At 36.4% G+C, this 22599-nt stretch carries 24 protein-coding genes and 2 other annotated features (1 of these 26 running past the window's edge); of the genes, 15 read left to right on the top strand and 9 right to left on the bottom strand.

Annotation, left to right across the window (positions count from 1 at the left end):
* Window positions 1–32, top strand: a sequence feature (ribosomal protein L20 leader region); it begins 87 nt to the left of the window's first position.
* A gap of 110 nt (window positions 33–142) precedes the next feature.
* The 5 genes from infC (at window position 143) to ACERII_RS15405 (ending at window position 2674) form a co-directional block, all read left to right on the top strand.
* Window positions 143–646: a translation initiation factor IF-3 gene (infC, locus tag ACERII_RS15425; protein ID WP_373643514.1), complete on the top strand. Its 504-nt coding sequence runs from the start codon at window positions 143–145 to the stop codon at window positions 644–646.
* 96 nt (window positions 647–742) lie between these two features.
* A complete protein-coding gene (rpmI, locus tag ACERII_RS15420; protein ID WP_373643512.1) occupies window positions 743–931 on the top strand; it encodes a 50S ribosomal protein L35 in 189 nt (62 codons plus the stop codon).
* 58 nt (window positions 932–989) lie between these two features.
* Window positions 990–1346 carry a 50S ribosomal protein L20 gene (gene rplT / locus ACERII_RS15415; RefSeq protein WP_373643511.1) on the top strand — a complete coding sequence of 119 codons (357 nt, stop codon included), beginning with the start codon at window positions 990–992 and terminating at the stop codon, window positions 1344–1346.
* Window positions 1347–1702: 356 nt separating this feature from the next.
* Window positions 1703–1978 carry a DUF1294 domain-containing protein gene (locus tag ACERII_RS15410; protein ID WP_373643510.1) on the top strand — a complete coding sequence of 92 codons (276 nt, stop codon included), beginning with the start codon at window positions 1703–1705 and terminating at the stop codon, window positions 1976–1978.
* Between the two features lie 84 nt (window positions 1979–2062).
* The gene (locus ACERII_RS15405) at window positions 2063–2674 is read left to right on the top strand and encodes a TVP38/TMEM64 family protein (protein ID WP_373643508.1); all 612 of its coding nucleotides are present in this window, start codon (window positions 2063–2065) and stop codon (window positions 2672–2674) included.
* 56 nt (window positions 2675–2730) lie between these two features.
* Here the strand turns inward: ACERII_RS15405 and ligD are convergent, their stop codons facing one another.
* From ligD to ACERII_RS15385, 4 genes are all read right to left on the bottom strand, one after another.
* Window positions 2731–3990, bottom strand: coding sequence for a DNA ligase D (gene ligD, locus ACERII_RS15400; protein WP_373643506.1), 1260 nt, complete (start codon window positions 3988–3990; stop codon window positions 2731–2733).
* A gap of 13 nt (window positions 3991–4003) precedes the next feature.
* Window positions 4004–4948, bottom strand: coding sequence for an ATP-dependent DNA ligase (locus tag ACERII_RS15395; RefSeq protein WP_373643503.1), 945 nt, complete (start codon window positions 4946–4948; stop codon window positions 4004–4006).
* Between the two features lie 12 nt (window positions 4949–4960).
* Window positions 4961–5833 (bottom strand): non-homologous end joining protein Ku, encoded by an 873-nt coding sequence (gene ku, locus ACERII_RS15390; protein ID WP_373643502.1) that lies wholly within the window; start codon window positions 5831–5833, stop codon window positions 4961–4963.
* Between the two features lie 218 nt (window positions 5834–6051).
* Window positions 6052–6456 carry a sigma-w pathway protein ysdB gene (locus ACERII_RS15385; protein WP_373643499.1) on the bottom strand — a complete coding sequence of 135 codons (405 nt, stop codon included), beginning with the start codon at window positions 6454–6456 and terminating at the stop codon, window positions 6052–6054.
* A 193-nt stretch (window positions 6457–6649) separates the two neighbouring features.
* Here ACERII_RS15385 and ACERII_RS15380 point away from each other — a divergent pair, with 193 nt between their 5' ends.
* Window positions 6650–7147: a dUTP diphosphatase gene (locus ACERII_RS15380; RefSeq protein WP_373643498.1), complete on the top strand. Its 498-nt coding sequence runs from the start codon at window positions 6650–6652 to the stop codon at window positions 7145–7147.
* 124 nt (window positions 7148–7271) lie between these two features.
* Window positions 7272–8348 carry a M42 family metallopeptidase gene (locus ACERII_RS15375; protein ID WP_373643495.1) on the top strand — a complete coding sequence of 359 codons (1077 nt, stop codon included), beginning with the start codon at window positions 7272–7274 and terminating at the stop codon, window positions 8346–8348.
* A gap of 65 nt (window positions 8349–8413) precedes the next feature.
* Here ACERII_RS15375 and ACERII_RS15370 read toward each other — a convergent pair whose 3' ends face one another.
* Together ACERII_RS15370 and sspI are read right to left on the bottom strand one after the other, a co-directional pair.
* Window positions 8414–8977, bottom strand: a complete 564-nt coding sequence (locus ACERII_RS15370; RefSeq protein WP_373643494.1) for a glutathione peroxidase — start codon at window positions 8975–8977, stop codon at window positions 8414–8416.
* Window positions 8978–9168: 191 nt separating this feature from the next.
* Window positions 9169–9375, bottom strand: coding sequence for a small acid-soluble spore protein SspI (gene sspI / locus ACERII_RS15365; RefSeq protein ID WP_373643492.1), 207 nt, complete (start codon window positions 9373–9375; stop codon window positions 9169–9171).
* Window positions 9376–9540: 165 nt separating this feature from the next.
* On the opposite strand from sspI, the gene ACERII_RS15360 reads away from it, so the two are divergent.
* From ACERII_RS15360 to ACERII_RS15340, 5 genes are all read left to right on the top strand, one after another.
* A complete protein-coding gene (locus ACERII_RS15360) occupies window positions 9541–10293 on the top strand; it encodes a TrmH family RNA methyltransferase (RefSeq protein WP_373643490.1) in 753 nt (250 codons plus the stop codon).
* A gap of 83 nt (window positions 10294–10376) precedes the next feature.
* Window positions 10377–10624 (top strand) — a binding site (T-box leader).
* 70 nt (window positions 10625–10694) lie between these two features.
* Window positions 10695–11729: a phenylalanine--tRNA ligase subunit alpha gene (pheS, locus tag ACERII_RS15355; protein WP_373643489.1), complete on the top strand. Its 1035-nt coding sequence runs from the start codon at window positions 10695–10697 to the stop codon at window positions 11727–11729.
* 24 nt (window positions 11730–11753) lie between these two features.
* Window positions 11754–14171 (top strand): phenylalanine--tRNA ligase subunit beta, encoded by a 2418-nt coding sequence (gene pheT, locus ACERII_RS15350; RefSeq protein WP_373643487.1) that lies wholly within the window; start codon window positions 11754–11756, stop codon window positions 14169–14171.
* A gap of 355 nt (window positions 14172–14526) precedes the next feature.
* On the top strand, window positions 14527–15681 hold the full coding sequence (locus ACERII_RS15345; protein ID WP_373643485.1) for an iron-containing alcohol dehydrogenase: 1155 nt from the start codon (window positions 14527–14529) through the stop codon (window positions 15679–15681).
* Between the two features lie 717 nt (window positions 15682–16398).
* Window positions 16399–17115: a metallophosphoesterase family protein gene (locus ACERII_RS15340; RefSeq protein ID WP_373643483.1), complete on the top strand. Its 717-nt coding sequence runs from the start codon at window positions 16399–16401 to the stop codon at window positions 17113–17115.
* Window positions 17116–17219: 104 nt separating this feature from the next.
* Here ACERII_RS15340 and ACERII_RS15335 read toward each other — a convergent pair whose 3' ends face one another.
* The 3 genes from ACERII_RS15335 to rnhC form a co-directional block, all read right to left on the bottom strand.
* The gene (locus ACERII_RS15335) at window positions 17220–17777 is read right to left on the bottom strand and encodes a hypothetical protein (protein WP_373643480.1); all 558 of its coding nucleotides are present in this window, start codon (window positions 17775–17777) and stop codon (window positions 17220–17222) included.
* Window positions 17758–18288 carry an RNA polymerase sigma factor gene (locus ACERII_RS15330; RefSeq protein ID WP_373643479.1) on the bottom strand — a complete coding sequence of 177 codons (531 nt, stop codon included), beginning with the start codon at window positions 18286–18288 and terminating at the stop codon, window positions 17758–17760. Before ACERII_RS15330 ends, ACERII_RS15335 begins: the two co-directional genes overlap by 20 nt.
* Before the next feature lie 220 nt (window positions 18289–18508).
* The gene (gene rnhC / locus ACERII_RS15325) at window positions 18509–19447 is read right to left on the bottom strand and encodes a ribonuclease HIII (protein WP_373643478.1); all 939 of its coding nucleotides are present in this window, start codon (window positions 19445–19447) and stop codon (window positions 18509–18511) included.
* Window positions 19448–19717: 270 nt separating this feature from the next.
* Between rnhC and zapA the strand changes: the two genes are divergently transcribed.
* From zapA to polX, 3 genes are all read left to right on the top strand, one after another.
* Window positions 19718–19987 (top strand): cell division protein ZapA, encoded by a 270-nt coding sequence (gene zapA, locus ACERII_RS15320; protein WP_373643475.1) that lies wholly within the window; start codon window positions 19718–19720, stop codon window positions 19985–19987.
* Between the two features lie 2 nt (window positions 19988–19989).
* On the top strand, window positions 19990–20526 hold the full coding sequence (locus ACERII_RS15315) for a CvpA family protein (protein ID WP_373643474.1): 537 nt from the start codon (window positions 19990–19992) through the stop codon (window positions 20524–20526).
* A 341-nt stretch (window positions 20527–20867) separates the two neighbouring features.
* Window positions 20868–22592: a DNA polymerase/3'-5' exonuclease PolX gene (polX, locus tag ACERII_RS15310; protein WP_373643473.1), complete on the top strand. Its 1725-nt coding sequence runs from the start codon at window positions 20868–20870 to the stop codon at window positions 22590–22592.
* Window positions 22593–22599 lie beyond the last annotated feature (7 nt).

The raw sequence follows: 22599 nt of genomic DNA, 5'->3' as shown, positions 1-22599 counted from the left end.
GGGCGAATAATGCACCATGCTTTTTTATTTTGACTTCAAGCTCTTATTATTTAAATAGAGCAACAGAAGGTGTAAGGATCACTGATCAAAACTTGCTTTGATCCCCAATAATTTATGGAGGTGGCTCAACATTAGTAAGGATATGATCATTAACGACGCAATACGCGCTAGAGAGGTGCGCTTGGTCGGTGCAAACGGTGACCAAATTGGTGTCAAAACAAAACAAGAAGCTTTAGAAATGGCTCAAAATGCTAATCTAGATCTTGTAATGGTGGCTCCAAATGCAAAACCGCCAGTCTGTCGGATCATGGACTACGGAAAATTCCGTTACGAGCAGCAAAAGAAAGATAAAGAAGCTCGTAAAAATCAAAAGATTATCAACACGAAGGAAGTTCGCCTAAGCCCGACAATTGAGGAGCATGACTTTAATACAAAGTTACGTAATGCTCGTAAATTCTTAACAAAGGGCGATAAAGTGAAAGCTGCAATTCGATTCCGTGGTCGTGCTATTACTCACTCTCAAATTGGGAAGGTAGTATTAGAAAAATTGGCTAAAGAATGTGAAGACATTGCAACGGTTGAACAAGTGCCGAAGATGGAAGGACGTAGTATGTTCCTAATCCTTGCACCTAAAGCTGAAAAATAAAGGTTACAACGAACGACTGATTCATTTCAACGACAACAACAATAGTAAGTTGATATAACAAGATAACGAAATTCGCAGATAGGGAGGAAACCCAAGATGCCAAAAATGAAAACACACAGAGGCGCAGCTAAGCGTTTTAAAAAGACAGGAAGCGGCAAATTGAAGCGTTCCCATGCATTTACAAGTCACTTAGCAGCAAACAAATCTCAAAAGCAAAAGAGAAAGCTTCGTAAGGGCGGACTAGTTAGCAAGAGTGATCAAAAACGCATTGGACAAATGATTTAATAAATTTTGCTTAAAGCAAAACTACTAACGTAGAATTGATTATGAAGGAGGGATTACGATGGCTAGAGTAAAAGGCGGATATGTTGCCCGTCGTCGTCGTAAAAAAGTATTAAAGCTCGCTAAAGGTTATTATGGTTCAAAACATAGATTATTTAAATCTGCACAAGTACAAGTAATGAAATCATTACTTTATGCATACCGTGACCGCAGACAAAAGAAACGTGACTTCCGTAAATTATGGATCGCACGTATCAACGCTGCAGCACGTATCAACGGTCTTTCTTATAACCGTTTCATGTTCGGATTAAAGCAATCTGGTATTGAAATGAACCGTAAAATGCTTGCTGACATCGCTATTCATGATGAGAAAGCATTTGCTGACTTAGCTGAAAAAGCGAAAGCTGGTTTACAATAAATCAACAAGGAAAAGTCACTCATTAAGGGTGACTTTTTTCTTTGTTAATGAAACTAAATTTTTTTAAACTGTGAATAACTAGTGTGTCATGCAAAGAAGTCCAGCTCCAGCGCCTACTTGCTACTCGGTAAACTCATTCGCAAAGCTGCATAGAAGCTTATTAGGCAGTTCTTCACTGAGGCCAAATAACTTGCCAGATATAAAAATGTAAGATCGCACTTTAAATCTGGCAGAACATTTGCTGGTGGCTCGTGATCTTAGGCAAAAAGGGGTAGGAAGTAATTATCATTACCATTTTCGTTTTTGATAACACAAAAATATAATAATGGAATATAGTGTGGAAGGAAGAAAGTAAAATGAGTGAAATTGAATTAACTCATATTTTTGTAGTGTATTTAGTTTTCGTTAACTTCATAGGATTAATTTTAATGAGAATGGATAAAAAAAGAGCTATTAAAGGAACGTGGCGTATCTCAGAACGCTTCTTACTTCTAATTTCGTTAATCGGAGGGGCATTTGGGATGTTAGTTGCTTCTAAGGTATATCGACATAAGACAAAGAAGAAGTTGTTTTCTATCGGACTGCCTTTCCTCCTTTCGGTTCATTTACTCTTACTTATCATTCTCCTCTAGAATCTGAGAAAAAGGAATCAATCCTCTGACATAGTCTGTCTAGCTAACACATAGACTTTTTAGGAGAGAGGGGGAAGCACCATCATGGAAATGTTCAACGAGGCAATTCCTCACGTTATTGAAGAAGCTGGTTGGTTAGCTCCTGTATTATTCCTCATTATCCATTTAATAAGGCCGTTTTTATTTATTCCTGTTATCTTTGTCTGTATTGCAGGAGGGATGTTGTTCGGATTTGTTCACGGTACTATTTATAATATTATTGGTTTATCTCTAATGAGTTTTTTCTTTTATCAATTAGTTGATTTTTTCCCTTCCTTTCGAACTAGAATTTCTTCTTTGAAAAATAAATTGTTAAAAGATCGTGTTTTAACATTAGCGCAAGTTATGATATTACGCATGATGCCTTTCGTACATTTTCATTTACTTTCCCTATATTTAATGGAAATGACTAGCTCATTTAAAGATTATATGCGGTATTCCATTGGTGGAGTAATTTTACCTTCCATACTCTTTACGTCGTTTGGTCAAGCTGTAATGGAAATGCCTTTTTATGTCTCAATCTTATTCTTTGTTTTATTAATAAGTCTGTTTGCATATTTAGGAAACAGAGAAATAGTCACATATAAATGGAACCGATTTTTTCCAGATAAATCTACGGAATTAATTAGTGATAAAAAACAAAGTAGAGCTAGGTAACGATAATGGCTACTGAAAAAGGGTAACACCCTGTTCAGTAGCCAGCGTTAATATATTTATTGTTTATTTTGTTTCAGAGATGTTATTATATCAGCAACTTTCACATTCTTTTCTTTAAAATAATCTTTGAAAGGACATGGTTGTGCTTCTATTCGTTCTAAAACAGAAAATATATGATAGTCCTCTGGCTTTAAGTTTTCGCCTACTTCACTCCAATGTAAAGGGGCAGCTACGGTTGCTCCTTCTTTCCCTCGTGAGGAATATGGACATATGATTGTTTTTCCGGACCAGTGCTGTACATAATCTATGTACAGTTTATTCCCGCGATTTTTCTTCATTCGTTCAACGGTAAAATATTTTGGGAACTTTTGAACTAAATAAAGTGCAATAAATTCAGTAAAAATTCTTGCATCATCATATGTTATAGAGGAGCCCTTTATAGGAATATGAATCTGAACTCCCTTATTACCAGATAATTTAGGGTAACTTTTTATTTCAAATTTATCAAAAAGCTTCTCCATTTCCAACGCAGCTTTAATCGCTAAGGGAAATGCATCTTTGGAAGGAGGATCTAAATCAAAGACAATTTCATATGGATTACGATGTTTTATTTTATTAAAAGGGATGTGAAATTCTAATGCCAATTGATTCCCTAGCCAAAGTAATGTAGATAAATCATTGCAGACAATATAATTTATGTCATCTTCTTCAAATGTTTGCACAAAGGATGGTGCATAGTCAGGACAGTTTTTTTGATAAAAGGCTTCACCGTTATTTATAACACCATGAGGAAAACGTAGTACGGTTAATATACGGTCTTTTAAAAATGGCAATATATATGGAGAAATAGCATGTAGATAGGAAATGAATTGCTCCTTATTTACAGCAGGATTGTTCCATAGAGGTTTTTCAGGATGAGTAATAGTTACACCTTTGTTTACTGTAGAATTTTGGATTAACAAATTAGCCCAGGTACATTCTTCCCAAGAAACATCTGTGCGGAATTTTTGAAATTGAGGATCCACAATTGTTCCCTTTTCTATTTCGGAAAAACGGAGCTCGATGCATATACTAGGTGGAATTTTTAAATGTTGTTTTCTAGATCCTTTATTTTGATTTTGAATGATTTGTTTTAATGCTTCCGCTTCTGATTCTGAAATACCTTTGGTAAAGCTTCCCACTTCTAGTTCTTCATTATTTTTAAGAATACCAATAGTAAATTCTTCTGATTTTTTATTACAACCTGTAACGAAAAAAAGGCCGTGGTGTTGCTTCTTTTTTGGGAGGCTTTTTAGCTGAATTAAATGATTTGCCATAAACCCATTCCTTTTAATTTGGTAAAATACATTCTTTTGGAGGAACATCAACAAACGCTTGGATACTTGGCTGACGGATAGAACGTCCTTCAGGCCATTCTATATATTTGATTTTTACAGTCAACTTCGGTTCAATCCACTTCGTTCCATTTAGTCTTTCTGGTTCATTTGCAAAAGGGCGTTCGTCGGTAATTAACGCTTCCACAAATGTTGTGATTGTTCTCCAATCATTTTGAGTCAGTTTTCCTGTTCCTGCATGTCCCACATAGTAAAACGTACCATTTTCATCATATAGCCCAAGTAAAAGGGAATTTACAGTGCTATTTCTATAGGTGACACCGCCGACTACGGCTATCACATCCTGGAAATTTTTTATCTTCTGCCAGTTATCGTCTTTTCCCTTTAACTTGTAAATGGAGCGGATATTTTTTGAAACGATCCCTTCCATTCCTTTTTCTTTTGTAACTTCAAATAAGGTTTCTCCATCCTCATGTATTGTTGTTAATTGTACTTGTTTATTTGGTGTAACGACTTTCTTTAATAGCTCCATTCTTTCATTTAAAGGTTTTTCATTTACCCATTTATTATTATAGAAAACAATATCAAAAATCATATAGTAAACAGGAACTGTCTTCATCAGTTGGGGTACTCGATCCATACGACGGATGGCATCACGACGCATTACTTCGTGAAAAGATGGTTGTCCATTTTTTCCTAAAGCTATTACTTCCCCATCTAAAATAACACTTTTGGCTTTACAGTAAGAAGTCACATCTGTTAATTCTGGATAATGCATTGTTCGTTCATTATGTTTTCTGTTATATAATTTGACTTCCTTTCCATCAAAATATGTTAGTATCCTCGTTCCATCCCACTTTATTTGAGAAATCCAATCTTCCCCTGATGGAACGGAAGAGGAACTAACAGGCTCGAAAGGATAAATAGGTTTTATGATCATTTAACACATCCCTCAAGTCGCTTTTTTTGTTTGTTTTTTTGTCGTTTTTGTTGCTGTAGTCTTTGCTGCTGGCTTTTTTGTTGCTGCTTTTTTCGTTGTTGTCTTTTTCGCAGGTTTTGAAGGTTTTGCTTTCTCGATGCTTTTTTCTAAAGCTTCCATTAAATCAATAACATTGGTTTGTTCTTGTTTCGTAACTCCTTCGTCATCGTCCACCTTACTACGAATGAGTTCTAACAACTCTACACGATAATCATCCGTGTACTTTGTAGGGTCGAATTCTGCAGTTAAATGCTCAATCAACGTCTTAGCAGTGGCAAGCTCTTTATCCTGAATATTAGTTTCGTCAGGGATATTCGGCACGTTTTTAATATCTCGTACCTCATCAGGAAAATGTAGTGTCTCCATCACAAGGGTTTTCCCATACACACGTATAGCAGCTAAATTTTCTTTCGATCGAATTGTTATTTTAGCAAGTCCTATTTTTTCTGTGTCGGATAGGGATTTCCGTAATAATGCGTATGCTTTGGTACCACCTTCATTAGGGCTTATATAATACGTTCTATCAAAATATATGGGATCAATTTCCTCTAGCATAACGAAATCAATAATTTCTACCGCTTTTTCTTCCTGCTCCTTTTTTAGCTTCTCTAGTTCTTCCTCATCAAGAACCACATATTTTCCTTCGGTATATTCATATGCCTTCACTATATCGTCATTCTTAACCTCTGCCCCGCACTCGGAGCAAGTTCGTGCATATTTAATAGGAGCATGACAATCTTTATGAAGGTTACGTAACTTAACATCTTTATCTTCCGTAGCTGCATGTAGCTTAATTGGAATATTAACTAGACCGAATGAAATGGTACCTTTCCAAACCGTATGCATCATATCACTCCTTTTTAAGGATAGTATGTACAGGTGAGCGGATTATAATGAACTCAAATACGTTGTAAGGGGAGTTTCACTTCCAGAAGTCTCAGGGGTTTGAGATGATTTGGAAAACATTGACTCGAATCTTTCATTAGCGTCAAAAATTCATTCATGGAAGGAAAACAAAAAAACAACAAGCTATTCAGCTTGTTGTTAACAATTAATTACATTACTTATTCTTTTATCTCTTTTTCCATCTTTTTAAGTAAGCCTTTAATCGGTTCTCTCCATTCAATTTCAGCTTTTGGATAATGAATAAGAACCTCTTTTTCCATAAAATGGAAATCTTTAACACTTAATCCTCTTAACTTATCTGTATCCTCAGTCCATATAACAATAGAAGTAATTTCAAAAGATTCGTTCGTTGCTCCCAAAAATTTTTCCCCTTCAAACATAACATTTCGATAAGTAAACATTACATTTTTCCTTACATTATCTGCATCATCTAGTATATAAAATTCCCCTCTTGCATGTGCAGATTCAAGTTTTCTCCTAGGATCTAATAAATACTTAACTACGCTAAAAACAATGATGCTGATTGCTATAAGGAGGAACAAGCGAAATAGGATCACCGTCATGATTATCTCCCCTTTACGTCTTACTACTTATCTATTCCCATTTAATTACGCTGAAATCCTAATTTTTAGTAAGGAAAAATAACGTATTGCTATCCTTTACGGATGAGCACTAAAAAAGGTTTCAAAAAATTTATATGCTTTTTGTTATAATAGTAATTATATCAAAGAAAAAGAAGAAGAAGGTGTAATAAGCATGCAAATTAGTAACCTTTATGAAAAACAAAGAGAGTTAGATCATTATATTGAATCGAAGCATAAATTAGGAAACGAAAATCTTCTACAGCGAAAACTGTTAGCCCTTCAAGTAGAAGTGGGTGAATTAGCTAACGAAACTCGTTGTTTTAAGTTTTGGAGTGAAAAAGGACCATCCGCTCAAGATATTATTTTAGAAGAATATGTTGATGGTGTTCATTTTGTTCTTTCCATTGGTCTTGAGATGTCATTAGAAACAGAGGTAGTACAATGGTCAACAACACAACAAGTAATAGGAGAAGAATTAGTTCCATATTTTCTTAACGTGATGAATCGGGTATCTGCGCTAAGTCAAGTAGGTTCGAAGGAAAACTATGTTTCTCTGTTTCAAGATTATTTTGTCCTAGGTTCGGCACTAGGTTTTAGTGAAGTTGATATAATCTCTGCATATGAGAAAAAAAACGAAGTGAATCATGTACGCCAAGATCAGGGATACTAAAAAAGCTCTGACGATGTTGCAATCACCACTTATTTCGAAATTCGAAATTTGAGAACTTCTTTAGAAATAGGTATAATTGACAAGTGACATAATATTTTTAATTTTATTGTAGGAGGTACATAAGATGGATGAAATGTTAAATATGCTTAAAGAATTAACAGATGCAAATGGTATTCCTGGTAACGAACGTGAGCCAAGAGAAGTAATGAAAAAATATATAACTCCCTTTGCAGATGAAGTAGAAACAGATAACCTAGGAAGCTTAATTGCCAAAAAAGTTGGAGATGCAAACGGCCCTAAAATAATGGTTGCAGGTCACCTTGATGAAATTGGTTTCATGGTAACTTCTATTGATGATAAAGGATTCGTGAAATTCCAACCTGTAGGTGGTTGGTGGGAGCAGGTAATGCTAGCACAACGAGTTACTATTATGACAAGAAATGGTGACGTACCAGGAGTTATTGGTTCTAAGCCTCCACACATTCTACCTCCAGAAGCTAGAAAAAAACCAGTGGACAAGAAGGATATGTTCATTGATATTGGTGCATCTAGTAAAAAAGAAGCAGAGGAATTCGGAGTTCGTCCTGGAGATTCCATCGTTCCTGTTTGTGATTTTACAGTAATGAAAAACGAAAAGATGTTAATGGCAAAAGCTTGGGATAATCGTATAGGATGTGCAATTGCTATTGAAGTGCTTCGTCGTTTGAAAGACGAGCAACACCCTAATGTTGTTTATGGGGTGGGAACTGTTCAAGAAGAAGTAGGATTACGTGGTGCAAGAACATCAGCACACCATATTCAACCTGATATTGGTTTTGGAGTGGATGTAGGAATCGCAGGAGACACACCTGGTGTATCAGCAAAGGATGCTTTAGCGAAGATGGGAGAAGGTCCACAAATAATCATATATGATGCTTCTATGGTTTCTCATAAAGGACTTCGTGATTTTGTAACGGATACGGCTGACGAGAAGGGTATCCCTTATCAATTTGATTCTGTAGCTGCAGGTGGTACAGACTCAGGTGCCATTCACCTAACTGCAAATGGTGTGCCTGCTTTATCAATCACAATTGCTACGAGATACATTCATACACACGCAGCAATTTTGCATCGAGATGATTTTGAAAATGCGGTGAAGCTAATTGTAGAAGTGATTAAAAAATTAGATAGAAATACTGTTAATGAAATTACGTTCCGATAAAAAACTGTAAATAAAGACCTTTCTTTAGATGAAATAAATCTCTAGAAAGGCCTTTTTTCTTACGTTTATACACTAGCTTCGGATAATAGCTTCTCAATATCCTGTTCCATGTCAATAGGGTCAGATGTACATTCAAAGCGTTTCACTACTTTTCCATTTGGATCTATTAAGAATTTGGTGAAATTCCATTTAATAGAATGCTCATCTATTAAATACTCAGGGTGCTTTTCATTTATTAAAGGTATTAATATTTTGGAAACAGGATGAGATTCATTAAAACCATCAAATGGTTTTTGATGTGATAAGTAACTAAATAACGGATGCGCATTATCATCTCTTACGTCAATTTTTTGAAAAAGAGGAAAGTTCACTCCGTAATTTATCATGCAGCTAATCTCAATCTGTTTATTTGAATCAGGTTCTTGATGATCAAATTGATTGCAAGGAAATCCTAAAATTACAAACCCCTTATCTTTATATCGATCATATAAGCTTTGTAGTTCTTTATATTGATATGTAAATCCACATCGCCCAGCAGTATTTACTATTAGAACAGTTTTTCCTTTATATTCCTCTAATAAGGTACGTTTTCCATTCATTGCTACAGCAGAAAAATCAAATATACTCATACTTTCCAACTCCTTATAGGTCATTTTGACTAGGTGCTAATTACTATAAGTAGTATACTTACTTTTTTAAAGTAAGTCAATAAATAATACATAAAAAAGATGACGTATCGAGGAAATGAATGAAGGATGGGTTTTATAAACCTTCCTTTATTCATATTCCTGAAAGTCATCCTAAAATGTGTAGTATTATCTTATTGTAAGCCCTGCGAAATTTGATTTACTATTTGTTGTTTATCGTCTTCACTAGCATTTTTCCAATAAACTTCAAACAATACACCTAGACCAGGCAACATCTTCTCTTCACCACTTTGTACTGCATCCATGATTGTATCTTCTACTTCCTGAGCACTGTTTCCAGAAACATTTTGTAGGATTGCGCCACGTAAATTAAAGCTCATTTTCATCTCCCTTTCTTTCTTAGATAACCAACCAGTCGAGTTTGGTTGTGTATTCTGTTATAGTATGAGTGATAAAGGGTATGAATATGTGAGGAAAGGAAAAAAATGAGAATAACAATACTCGTTGGAAGCGAGTTAAATTAGAGGGGAGTACATAAAGGAACAATGGAAATTATAGAATCATTACAGAATACGAAGGTAAAATCATGGAAAAAATTACATACAAAAAAAGGACGAGATACAACCGGAACATTCATGATCGAAGGCATTCATCTTATTGAAGAAGCCTTTCGTGCACATCTGCCTATGAAAGAGCTTATTGTTGATGCAGATAAGGATATTCCAGCAAAATGGAAGGTTTCTAATATTCCACTTGTTTATGTTACAAGTAAAGTTTTAAAGGAGATATGTGAAACTGAAACACCACAAGGGTTTGTAGCAATTTGTGAGTTACCTGATAGAGAAAATGTACCTTTAGAGACAGGGAAATTTTTATTAATTGACGGAGTACAAGATCCTGGAAATGTTGGTGCAATGATTCGAACTGCTGATGCAGCTGGTATGACCGGTGTAATCATTGGAGAAGGTACCGTAGATCCATTTAATGGAAAGGTTATCCGTTCCACACAAGGATCATTGTTTCACATTCCTGTTCAAAAAATGATGTTAGAAGATGCGGTCCAATTGTGCAAGGAACATGATATTCCTGTTTTTGGTACGTCACTAAGTGGAAGCACCTATAATGCAATTGAACCTCAAGAGAATTTTGCATTAATCGTAGGAAATGAAGGAAGTGGAGTTACGGAATCACTTCTATCACAGACGGACCAAAACTTGTATATTCCCATACATGGAAAAGCGGAATCGTTGAATGTAAGTATAGCCACAGGGATACTACTGTATCATTTACGTGGTTAATAGCAATATTTTTATGAAACGTTTGCGAAATAAATAAAAAAACTATATAATGTTAGCAGAATTAAGGAGTTACATATTCAATAGTAAAAACGATGAAAGAGAGTAGTAAGTTGTACTATACTCATCCAGGGAGAAAATGCCTTAGACTGAAAGCATTTTTATGAGGATAACAGCTGAATTCGCTCTAGAGTTGACACTGGGAAAACGAGGGGAAAGTTCCTTTCGTAAAGGTGTTCCGGTTTTGAAGTCCGTTATCTTCGTTTGAGTGAATGGTTTTTTGTGAATGAAAAATCCATTAACAAGGGTGGTACCGCGAGTTTTCGTCCCTTTTGGGAATGAAAGCTCTTTTTTGTGCGTAAATTCGGACAATAAATACATTATGAAATGAAGGAGGAAGTAGCATGTTAGATCGTCTAAAAGAACTTAAAGACGAAGCAATTACAAAAGTAAATGAAGCTACGTCAGTGAAAGAACTAAAGGATCTTCGTATTACATATCTAGGGAAAAAAGGTCCTATTACGGAAGTATTAAAAGGAATGGGTAAACTTCCAGCAGAAGAAAGACCAAAGGTTGGCCAAGTTGCCAATGAGGTACGAGAAGCAGTTGCTACGTCCATTGGGGAAAAGGAACAAAAGCTAGAAGAAGAAGCACTTGCTGCAAAACTAAAAGAAGAAAGCATTGATGTTACATTACCTGGACGTCCTTTGCAAAAAGGTAGCCGCCACCCACTAACATCTGTAATTGAGACAATTGAGGATGTTTTCGTTGGAATGGGATTTACTGTTGCGGAAGGACCAGAGGTTGAAACAGATTATTATAACTTTGAAGCATTGAATTTACCGAAGGACCACCCAGCAAGAGATATGCAGGATACTTTTTTTATTACGAACGATTTACTATTACGTACACAAACTTCTCCTGTTCAAGTAAGAACGATGGAAAAGCATGAAGGAAGAGGACCAGTTAAGATTATCTGTCCAGGAAAAGTGTATCGTCGTGATGAAGATGATGCGACACACTCTCATCAGTTTATGCAGATAGAAGGACTTGTTGTAGGTGAAGGTATTCGAATGAGTGACTTAAAAGGAATCTTCGAGCAATTTGTGGAACAGTATTTTGGAGAAGGAAGAGAAATTCGCCTACGCCCAAGTTACTTCCCATTTACAGAGCCTTCTGCAGAGCTAGATGTATCTTGTGCAATCTGTGGAGGTTCAGGTTGCCGTACGTGTAAGCAGACAGGTTGGATTGAAGTGTTAGGTTCAGGAATGGTTCATCCAAATGTGCTTCGTATGAGTGGTTTTGATCCAGAAAAATATACTGGTTTTGCCTTTGGTATGGGGGTAGAACGATTTGCCATGCTGAAATATGGCGTTGATGATATTCGTCATTTCTATACGAATGACACTCGATTTTTATCCCAATTCAAGAGAGTTTAATAAAGGTTATAAGGAGGAAGAACCGTGCTTGTATCTTATAAATGGTTAAAAAATTATATTCAAATAGATGATTTAACTCCAAAAGAGGTAGCGGAAAAGCTAACAAGAAGTGGCGTTGAAGTGGATATCGTTCACGAAATGAATCAAGGTGTAAAGAACATTGTTGTCGGGAAAGTGCTAGAGTGCACAAAGCACCCAGAAGCAGACAAGTTAAACGTGTGTAAAGTAGATGTTGGGGAAGAAGAGCCAGTACAGATCGTTTGTGGTGCTGCGAATGTTGGTGCAGATCAATATGTAGTGGTTGCAAAAGTAGGTGCTCGCTTACCTGGTGGAATGAAAATTAAGCGTGCAAAGTTACGTGGACAAGTATCAGAAGGAATGATTTGTTCATTACAAGAGCTTGGCTTTGAAGGGAAAACAGTTGCAAAAGAATACGCAGAGGGAATTTACAACTTCCCAACGGAAATGACGCCTGGAACAGATGCAATGCACCCATTAAATTTAGATGATTCCGTATTAGAGCTAGATTTAACAGCAAATAGAGCGGACTGCTTAAGTATGATTGGTACGGCGTATGAAGTTGCTGCTATTTTAGGGCGTGATGTGAAGCTTCCTGAAGTGAACGTTCAGGAAGGTGCTGAAAAAGCATCGGATTATATTTCTGTGAAAGTAGATGCTGTAGGAGATAATCCATATTATGGCGCAATCATGATTAAGGATGTAAAAATTGCTCCATCACCTTTATGGCTTCAAACAACATTGATGGCTGCAGGAATTCGTCCACTTAATAATGTTGTTGACGTAACAAACTATGTTTTATTAGAGTATGGACAACCGTTGCATGCGTTTGATTATAATCGTTTCGGTTCAAAGGAAGTACTTGTCCGTCGTGCAAATCAAGGAGAAAATATGACAACATTAGATGATGTGGAACGTACATTATCATCGGACTACTTAGCAATTACTAATGGGGAAGTTCCTGTTGCACTTGCAGGTGTTATGGGAGGAGCTGATTCCGAAGTAGGGAACGATACAACAACAGTTTTACTAGAAGCAGCGTACTTTAAAGGAACAACGATTCGTAAAGCGTCACGTGAGCTAGGACTTCGAAGTGATGCTAGTGCGCGCTTTGAAAAAGGGGTAGATCCTAGTCGCGTAAAAGAGGCAGGATTACGAGCAGCTGCATTAATCGCAGAGCTTGCTGGTGGTACTGTATTGTCAGGAGTTGTGGAACACAATGAGTTAGACGTAACTCCGAAAGAAATATCTATTTCGTTAGAAAAAATTAATGGAGTTCTTGGAACATCGATTACTTCTTCGGAAGTGAAGGAAATCCTAGGAAAACTTCAATTTGCTTTTTCAGAAAGTAATGATGTATTTACTATTTCCGTACCGACACGTCGTCAGGATATCCAAATTGAAGTGGATGTGGTAGAAGAAGTAGGGCGTTTGTACGGATATGATAACATTCCTACAACGTTACCAAACACTCCCACAACACCTGGTGGGTTAACGGATGTACAAAAGAATAAACGAAAAGTTCGACGTTTTCTTGAAAACGCAGGTCTGCATGAAGCAGTTAGTTATTCATTAACTACTGCAGAAAAGGAATCACATTTTAAGGAAGGTGTATCTCGAGTAAAGGTTGCCATTCCAATGAGTGAGGAAAGAAGTGCATTACGTACAACATTACTTCCTCATTTACTAGATGCATTAAGTCATAATAAAAACCGTAATAATCTGAATGTACACTTATATGAAATGGGCTCTGTATTCTTAACAGAGGAAGCAGAAGTTACGACTCAACCAAAAGAAACAACATATGTTTCAGGTGCTGTTATGGGTCTATGGCATGATCATAGCTGGCAAGGGGAGAAAAAAGCGGTTGATTTCTTTGTTGCGAAAGGTGTAGTAGAAGGTCTACTAGCACAATTGAATGTTCTGGAGAGTGCTGAATTTGTTCAAGGGGAAGCAAAAGGCTTCCATCCGGGCCGTACAGCAAAACTTCTAATGAATGGATCAGAAGTAGGGGTACTTGGTCAACTACATCCATCTGTTGCGAAAGAATGGTCACTACCAGAAACATATGTGTTTGAATTAAACTTACATGAACTTGTAACAGTATCAACAGAACCAATTCGTTACCAGGCTATTCCTCGTTTCCCTGCTATGGACCGTGATATTGCTCTCGTAGTTGATGAAGCAGTACAAGCGGGAGAAGTGGAAAAGGTAATTAGAGAGTTTGGTGGCAAGCTTTTAACAAACGTAGCTCTATTCGACTTATATCAAGGAGAGCATATGGAAGCTGGGAAAAAATCGTTGGCATTCTCTCTCCGCTACCTAGATCCAGAAAAGACATTAACGGAAGAAGAAGTAACAAAAGTACACAGTAGTGTGTTAGCTGGAGTAGAAGAAAAATTAGGTGCAAAGCTAAGATCGTAGTTTTGTACTCGAAAGTGTATCAAAAGGAGCGGTGGTAGCTCCTTTTGATATACCTTTTTTAAAAGATAAGAATTTATAAAAAATTTTTGAATTTAGAAAGGTGTCTAGCTCCAGGCGCTTTTCTTATTTGGGTCTATTTCTTAACGACCGGGACAAGATCGTTAAGTTGAGGGAACGGATACCATGTTCACAAATCTGTACGACTTTCGGACATTTTTGTGAGATTTTTACTGTTTTTTTCATGGAAGGAAATATTTACACTTTGTATAATGAAACTAGATTCAAGAATTCGTAATTGTTTTCCAAACACTTGTGAATTATTGAGCATAAATATAGTTGAATTGGAGGAGTTATCATGAGTAATGCACGAGTTTTTAATGTACCAGCAACGAACTTAATGGGGAGAGGTTGTTTGAACGAAGTTGGTCCCTATATTCAAGAATTAGGGTTAAATAAAGCGTTGGTTGTAACAGACAAGTTCTTAAATCAAAACGGTATTGCTGGCAAAGTGTTAGATCAACTAACTGCAGTTGGAGTAGAATTTGTTGTATATGATGATGTAAAACCGAATCCAACAACGAAAAATGTACATGATGGTGTAGCGGTATATAATGAAAACAATTGTAATTTTATTGTTTCTGTAGGTGGAGGATCACCGCAAGATGCAGCAAAAGGGATTGGTCTTGTTGTAACAAATGGTGGAGATGTACGTGAGTTTGAAGGTGTTGCAAAAACAAAACACCGCTCTGTTCCAATTGTAGCAGTAAATACAACTGCAGGTACGTCTGCGGAATATACTATCAACTATGTAATTACGGATGAAGAAAGAGAAGTAAAAATGGTAATGGTAGACCGTAATAGTTTAGCGACTATTTCTGTGAACGATCCTGAGCTTATGGTTGGGAAACCAGCAGATTTAACTGCTGCAACAGGAATGGATGCTTTAACACATGCGATTGAAGCAATTGTTACTCCAGGAGCGTATCCTGTAACTGATGCTACCGCTTTAGCGGCAGTAGAAATTATCAACAACTATTTACCACGTGCGGTGAAAGATGGTAACGATATTGAGGCACGTGAGCAAATGGTATATGCTATGTTCCTAGCAGGAATTGCATTCAACAATGCTGGTCTTGGATACGTACACGCAATGGCTCACCAATTAGGTGGAGTATACGACTTACCACATGGTGTATGTAACGCAATGCTCTTACCGATCGTGGAAAGAGAAAATGCGAAACGTGATCCTAAAAAATTCCGTGCAATTGCAAAAGCGATGGGCTTAGAAGTTGCAAATAAAACAGATGAAGAGTGTGCTACGGAAGCAGTAGAAGCAATCAAAGCTCTATCAGTAGAAGTAGGAATTCCTACGAAACTTTCAGAGCTAGGAGTAACGGAAGTAGACCTAGACAAACTAGCAGAAAACTCTATGAAAGATGCTTGTGCACCAGGTAATCCTTTCATTCCTACAAAAGAAGAAGTAATTGCAATGTTTAAAGAAATACTATAAGAAACGAAATTAGGAAGGCGCGTGAATTCACGCGCCTTTTTACATTATAAGCAGAAAGTATAAAATTTTTTTTACTGTATAGACCAGGAGCTATCCCCTCGTGTAAATAAAAAAAGCACTTTTAACTGTCAGATATTTGTATTTCGGCAGGAGACAGGTTGTCGACATGAGCTGGGGCCACAGGACGTGGACCGAACTTAGGCGGAATTGGTGCGCTTTTCTTATAAGACCTGAACGAAGATTTTTTCGCAACTACACGGCACAAGAAGAAGTAGGAAAGGTAGCAACGGGAATTGAAGGACGAGTTGAATTCCCGAAGAAGCGGAAGGAAGGTAGCAACGGGAATTGAAGGACGAGTTGAATTCCCGAAGAAGCGGAAGGAAGGTAGCAACGGGAATTGAAGGACGAGTTGAATTCCCGAAGAAGCGGAAGGAAGGTAGCAACGGGAATTGAAGGACGAGTTGAATTCCCGAAGAAGAGGTAAGAAGGTAGCAACGGGAATCGGTGGTTAACTTTAACACAAAAGGATTAAAGTATAATAAATGTAAGACAATCCCAAAAATAACTTAGCGATAATGCCAAGTTTTCCTTCATGCTTCTATAGAGCACCCCTTAAAAAGTAAACAAATTAATAGTATGATGTAGGTAATAATGAAGTTTCAAAGATATCACTCACCAAAGAATGTTACATCGAAATTTATATAAGGAGGTTTTCATATGAAACTTGCTTTTATTTCCGATATACACGGGAATGCGGTTGCACTAGAAGCAGTACTGAAGGATATTGAAAGAAAAGAAGTAGATAAAATCGTTGTTTTAGGAGATATATGTTATCGAGGTCCTGAACCAAAACGTTCTCTCGAAATTATTCGCTCCCTAGACACTATTGTTTTAAAAGGAAATGCTGATGAGTGGGTAGTACGAGGAGTAAATAAGGGAGAAGTACCAGATGCAGTTTTAGAAGGAATGAGAGAAGAACGTGAGTGGATAACTAGTAAATTAGATGAGAGTGATTTGGACTATCTAAAAAATCTACCAACCTATTATCTACTTCCAGTAAATGATACTGTAACAATTCATTGTTTTCACGCAACACCAACCAGTTTATTTGAAGTGGTCAAACCTGATGATACTGAGATGATACAGTCGAAATTATTGGAGAATGATAAAGCTGATATATTCTTATACGGGCATATTCACCATCCATACGTTCGCTTTATTAATGGTAAAGCAGTTGCAAACCTTGGGAGTGTTGGCCTTCCGTTTGATGGACTAGCGAAATCTTCTTATGCTATTGTAGAAGTAAAAGAAGAGGGATTTACAATAGGAATTCACCGAGTTACATACGATCTGGAAAAAGTCATAAAGCAATATGAAGAAGAAGGCTATCCGAACCTAAATATGAGAAATATAATTAAAAACGGGAAGCTGTAACGAACAAATAAGGGAGAGGAGATAGGTTTTCTTCTCCCTTACTATTTTTTCAACGATAAATTGAAAAAACGTATAGAAGTTTAGAAGTGAAGTAGTTTTTACTGTTACTTAAGCATACTTTGCCAAAAAACGAAAATAAGATAAAAGACTGTTAAGCCTAGTAAAAATACAATTATTCGAAAAATTGTAACATATTGTGAAGGACCAAATAGTTTTTTACAGATCCATAAAATAAAAATAAACAGCAATGTCACAGACATTTCATAGCCAAATAAATCAAGAAAACTATCATCATCGTTCTCGTGAGGCTTAAATGCATAATAGAAACAGATAAAGCCTGGGGTACTAAATAATAGAAGAAGAATGAAAGGAATGGCAGTCTCTTTTGAAAAATTCACGCCTAATCCTGTCAATTCCACCCCCGAACCATGTGTATAATTTATGAATGATGGTGATAAGAGTATAAATAGTAATAAAAAACTTGTAGTTAATACCGCATAATAGGTAAAGCGCTGATGTGTTTTTGTTTTATTTTCCATTCTTGTTATTTGAGAGTTTAATTTGTATAAAAGAGTAGCCTTTTCCTTTTTATGGAGTGTGACCTTTTTATGTAATCCTTGAAACTGATCATCCCATTCACTTCTAGGTTCCACTCGTTTCATGTAAATAGCCTCCTTCTTCCATCTGTTTCTTCAAGCTTTGAAGTCCTCTTTGAAGATTTGTTTTTACTTTACTTTTGCTCCATCCGAGGATGGAGGCAGCTTCTTCAATTGACAGTTCTTGTATCTTTCTTAGAATAATAACATCGCGATAGTTTCGTTTTAATTTCTGTAGGCTAACATACAGTTCGTGCTCACTTTCGTTTAGGGTAGCTATTTGCTCAGGAGTTCTTAAAGTAATTTTGTTAGGAATAAGTTTTTTGATAATTAGTTTTTTACTATTTTCTTTTCGTATATAATCAATAGTTAAGTTTCTAGCAATACAATATAACCAAGCTTTAGGCTTTTCACCATGAAAGGAAGTGATATTCAAATAGGCTCTAAAAAAAGTATCCTGAGTTAAATCCAATGCATGAAAATGATCATTGATCATATAGGAAATATATTGATGTATATCATTGCTGTATTCGTCATACCAAGCATTGATTTTATGTTTATTCATATCATTATTCAAGCCATCCTCTCCTTCTTATCTATTTGTAATAAGAATCTTGTAAAAATGAATAACTGTTTATCACTAATCCGCCACAACCAGACCATTTATATATAAAACGGGTGAAGAGTGAAAAAGTCGCACTTTTTTCTAATTACAGAGAAATAAAAAATCATTTGGATATGCAGTCCAAATGATTTAAGAAAATAAACTTATTATAAAGTAACCGAGAATGAAAATTTTATAAAACTTTATTCGTATTTCCAAAATGCCACTTTGTGCAGCTATATAATATGTCTTTGCCTTTCTTTTTCAGGATCTCTCTTGCAGCATTATCCACATTGGAGCCTGCACCTTTTGGTAATGGCATTCCAATTTGTTGTTCTAATTTATCCATTTCTTTTAAGAAAGAATAACGAGCTATAACCGAAGCTGCGGCTACTGCGGGATGAAGGTTCTCCGCCTTCGTAGCAAAATATAAAGGCTTTGGTGATGTCCAGCTTTTTCCCTTTGAACGTAAGTACTTAAAATATGTATCAGGTTGAACAAATTGGTCGATTAAGACCCCATCATAGGAAATATCAGCTCCACATTTCTCCATTACTTTTGTTATTGCTTGATGATGAAGCAGTGCTTTCATTTGACCTTGATTCATCCCTTGTTGCTGTAACTCATTGTACTTTTCATTTTTCAACACGAGTAAACTATAGGTACATTCTTTCACTAGTTTAGGAGCTAGCTCTTGAATTACTTTATCATTAATACTTTTCGAATCTCGAATTCCCCAATTCTCAATCGTTTTCATTTGCTCCGCGCTCAAATGTGCACAAACAACTGTCATTGGCCCAAAATAGTCTCCCGTACCTGTCTCGTCACTTCCTAACAAAACAAGATCTGTCACATTTTTTGGAGGTGCATAGGAATGATCGTCTACTGATTTAGACGCAGTCTTAGATTTTGATGCAGATGCGGTATTACTTGAACTCCATCTACTAGCTTCTGCTGTTGCATCTTTCCCCTGAAATAACACCTTTCCTGATTTATATCCAGTAATAGAGCATCCTTCTGTTTTTGCTGCAAAAACAGCTCCTTGAGGTGGTTGGCTCTTTAAATCCGATAGATAATGATTCTTGATTTTTTGCAAAACATCCTTTGATACTTGTAACACTTCATAGCTCAATGCCATCCATCCTTTCATTCGGGAGTATTATTTTCGGCTACCATTCAGTATAGCCAACTATTCAGTGGTAGTCACGTATCAAACATATTGTCAGAGTTATTATCGGGTCATGCTGAAAACGAGTGGCTTTTTGGATTGCAAAGGACGTGTTTTCTTTTATAAAAAATCTAGTTTCTACTAAGTATTGCATAGAGTTTCACAAATCTATCATCTTTATATTTCCATCCTTCGTCCATCGTGGTATGATATAGATTAGGATTTCTATGACGAATGGAGGCCTTGTTAGTGGAAGATGAACACGAAAAACGTCGAACGAGTGTTTCAATTTATGGTCAGCAATACACCATCGTCGGAGAGGAAAACCCACAACAAGTAAAAAAAGTGGCTATGCTCGTCGATCGAAAAATGAGAGAAATAAAAAAAAACAATCCATATTTAGATTCAAATAAATTAGCTGTACTAACAGCAGTAAACATAGGAAATGATTATCTTGCATTATTAGAAAAACTGGATACTGAAAAGAAAGATGGGGAGTCTTAAAGATGCTTAGTTTTATATTGTTTTTTGCTTTAGTAGTGAGTTTTTTCGTAGGCTTTCGCCGTGGACTCATTTTACAAATAATTCATTTACTAGGTTTTATCGCATCCTTCGCCATAGCTTATTTGTATTATCAGGATGTTGCTCACTACATACGATTGTGGATACCTTTCCCACAGTTTTCTTCTGAATCAGGCATGATTCTATTAGTTGAAGCGTTTGCATTTGAAGAGGTTTACTATAATGGTATCGCCTTTGCAATTTTGTTTATTGGTTCAAGAATTGTTTTACAAATATTAGGGTCTCTGTTTGATTTCTTAGCACACTTGCCTATCATCAATGCAATTAACCGATGGCTCGGTGGGATTTTAGGATTCATCGAAGGATTGTTATTTATTGTAATATTATTACATTTAGGTGCTTTACTTCAAATTGAGATAATACAAGAAACGATTCAAAATTCGTCGTTTGCTCAAATGATATTTGAATATACACCAGTAATTTCTAATCAAATTAAAGAGCTTTGGTTGGATACTATGTAAAGGAGCTTCTCGTTTTTCGAGAAGTTTTTTTCATACTTTAAGAATGCTACCTTCACAAAAGACTAAAGTGTAGAATAACTTTTTTTGACTTAAAAAGTTGTCTAGCTCCAGGCTCCATCAATTCGACCACAATAACAAAAGTAAAAGCACTTTTTATTGTCGTGAAAAGTTGCATTTTGTCGGGAGACCGAAGTTGGCGTTATGCCGCTCCTACAGGGCAAGTGGAATTCCTATTAACAAACCCATAACGGTTGCGAAGCTAGTCTATATAAGGATATGATGTTACAAGGACATAAAATTGGCATACTAGTGATAGAGAATGGATATCGAGGTGAGCTGTCTTGTCGAAGTTAAATAAAAAAGAAATAATAAAAGTACTTGAAACGATTGCAGTGTATTTAGAGATTAAAGGGGAGAATTCCTTTAAAGTTTCGGCCTATCGTAAAGCAGCAAACGCACTAGAGCGAGATGAACGAACAATAGAAGAAATAAAGGATCCTGCCGCACTACAAGGAATCGGAAAAGGAACAGGAGCAATTATCCAAGAGTTAATAGATACTGGTCAAGCCAACCTATTAAGCAAATTAGTGGAAGAACTTCCTGATGGCCTACTTCCCCTATTAAAAGTACCTAATTTAGGTGGGAAAAAAATAGGAAAGCTATATCAGGAACTTCAAGTAGTGGACGTGGAAACATTACGAAAAGCATGTGAAGATAAGAAGGTTCAAAAGCTTGCTGGTTTTGGTGAAAAAACAGAAGAGAAAATCCTGGCTGCATTGCAAGACTTTGGAAAACGGCCAGAGCGTTTGACAATTGCACAGATGATTCCTGTAGCAGAGTTAGTGAAATCGTGGCTAAATGAGATAGAAGGAATTATCCGATATGAATTAGCTGGTAGCTTTCGAAGAGGAAGAGAAACGGTAAAGGATTTAGACTTTATACTATCTACGGATGATCCCACGGCAGTTGGAGAACAAATTGTTGCAATAAAAAATATTAAAGGTGTTATTGGACATGGAGACACGAAAATTAGTGTTGAGTTTCAGTTTGATGACTTAATTGTACCAGCTGACTTTCGAATGGTGAAAGACGATGAGTTTGCAACAACACTTCATCACTTCACTGGATCCAAGGACCATAATGTGATGATGCGCCAACGAGCAAAAGCTCGAGGAGAAAAAATAAGTGAATATGGCGTAGAAATAGAAGAAACGGAAGAAGTAAAAACGTTCGAAACCGAGGCAGACTTTTTCAAACACTTTGGATTGCAATATATCCCTCCTGAAGTTAGGGAAGGGAAAGAGGAAATTTCTATTTTTGAGAAAAAACATAAGCTACTGGAAGAAGAGGATATAAAGTCTGATTTACACATGCATACTACTTGGAGTGATGGTGCACATTCTATTGAAGAAATGATTGAAGCATGCCGAAACCGAGGGTATAATCATATTGCCATTACAGACCATTCAAAGTTTTTAAAAGTAGCAAATGGATTAACAGTAGAACGATTGAAACGTCAGCACGAGGAAATCCGTACAATAAACGAAGGTCTAAAAAACTTCACTGTGTTTACAGGAATTGAAATGGATATCCTTCCAGATGGAAGTCTAGATTATGAGGACGAACTGCTAGAGCAAGTAGACTTTGTGATTGCATCGATTCACTCAGGATTTCAGCAGGATGTAAAAACAATCATGAAGAGATTAAAAAATGCAATGGAAAATCCTCATGTGGATATGATTGCTCACCCAACAGGAAGAGTCATTGGCCGCCGTACAGGCTATCCAGTGGATTTTGAAGAACTTATTGAATTAGCTCTTAAAACGGATACGATTCTCGAATTAAATGCTAATCCAAATCGACTCGATTTATCGGCAGAGTGGGTGAAAGAAGCACAAGCAGCTGGTGCTAAAATTGCAGTAAATACGGATGCACATCGTTATGAAACGTTAGATCATATGAGTATTGGTGTGAAAACAGCAAGGCGTGGCTGGCTAAAAAAAGAAAATGTAGTGAATACATGGTCAACAAAAAAACTTACAGAGTTTTTAAATAAACGTAGGTGACAATAAC

This window comes from Evansella sp. AB-rgal1, assembly GCF_041820985.1.
In the GTDB taxonomy this organism is placed as follows: Bacteria; Bacillota; Bacilli; order Bacillales; family Salisediminibacteriaceae; genus Evansella.
Note: the sequence above shows the minus strand (reverse complement) of the source record. Positions and strands in the feature narration are given on the sequence as shown.

Bases quoted from the DNA above. Each gene is read 5' to 3' on its own strand.
- ACERII_RS15370 (WP_373643494.1), bottom strand. From the start codon at position 8,977: ATGAGTATATTTGATTTTTCTGCTGTAGCAATGAATGGAAAACGTACC.
- ACERII_RS15340 (WP_373643483.1), top strand. From the start codon at position 16,399: ATGAAACTTGCTTTTATTTCCGATATACACGGGAATGCGGTTGCACTA.
- ACERII_RS15315 (WP_373643474.1), top strand. From the start codon at position 19,990: ATGCTTAGTTTTATATTGTTTTTTGCTTTAGTAGTGAGTTTTTTCGTA.
- ACERII_RS15375 (WP_373643495.1), top strand. From the start codon at position 7,272: ATGGATGAAATGTTAAATATGCTTAAAGAATTAACAGATGCAAATGGT.
- rplT (WP_373643511.1), top strand. From the start codon at position 990: ATGGCTAGAGTAAAAGGCGGATATGTTGCCCGTCGTCGTCGTAAAAAA.
- infC (WP_373643514.1), top strand. From the start codon at position 143: ATGATCATTAACGACGCAATACGCGCTAGAGAGGTGCGCTTGGTCGGT.
- ACERII_RS15395 (WP_373643503.1), bottom strand. From the start codon at position 4,948: ATGATCATAAAACCTATTTATCCTTTCGAGCCTGTTAGTTCCTCTTCC.
- ACERII_RS15405 (WP_373643508.1), top strand. From the start codon at position 2,063: ATGGAAATGTTCAACGAGGCAATTCCTCACGTTATTGAAGAAGCTGGT.
- sspI (WP_373643492.1), bottom strand. From the start codon at position 9,375: ATGAGCTTTAATTTACGTGGCGCAATCCTACAAAATGTTTCTGGAAAC.
- ACERII_RS15385 (WP_373643499.1), bottom strand. From the start codon at position 6,456: ATGACGGTGATCCTATTTCGCTTGTTCCTCCTTATAGCAATCAGCATC.
- ACERII_RS15360 (WP_373643490.1), top strand. From the start codon at position 9,541: ATGGAAATTATAGAATCATTACAGAATACGAAGGTAAAATCATGGAAA.
- ACERII_RS15345 (WP_373643485.1), top strand. From the start codon at position 14,527: ATGAGTAATGCACGAGTTTTTAATGTACCAGCAACGAACTTAATGGGG.
- ACERII_RS15335 (WP_373643480.1), bottom strand. From the start codon at position 17,777: ATGAAACGAGTGGAACCTAGAAGTGAATGGGATGATCAGTTTCAAGGA.
- ACERII_RS15380 (WP_373643498.1), top strand. From the start codon at position 6,650: ATGCAAATTAGTAACCTTTATGAAAAACAAAGAGAGTTAGATCATTAT.
- ligD (WP_373643506.1), bottom strand. From the start codon at position 3,990: ATGGCAAATCATTTAATTCAGCTAAAAAGCCTCCCAAAAAAGAAGCAA.
- rpmI (WP_373643512.1), top strand. From the start codon at position 743: ATGCCAAAAATGAAAACACACAGAGGCGCAGCTAAGCGTTTTAAAAAG.
- ku (WP_373643502.1), bottom strand. From the start codon at position 5,833: ATGCATACGGTTTGGAAAGGTACCATTTCATTCGGTCTAGTTAATATT.
- zapA (WP_373643475.1), top strand. From the start codon at position 19,718: ATGGAGGCCTTGTTAGTGGAAGATGAACACGAAAAACGTCGAACGAGT.
- pheS (WP_373643489.1), top strand. From the start codon at position 10,695: ATGTTAGATCGTCTAAAAGAACTTAAAGACGAAGCAATTACAAAAGTA.
- ACERII_RS15410 (WP_373643510.1), top strand. From the start codon at position 1,703: ATGAGTGAAATTGAATTAACTCATATTTTTGTAGTGTATTTAGTTTTC.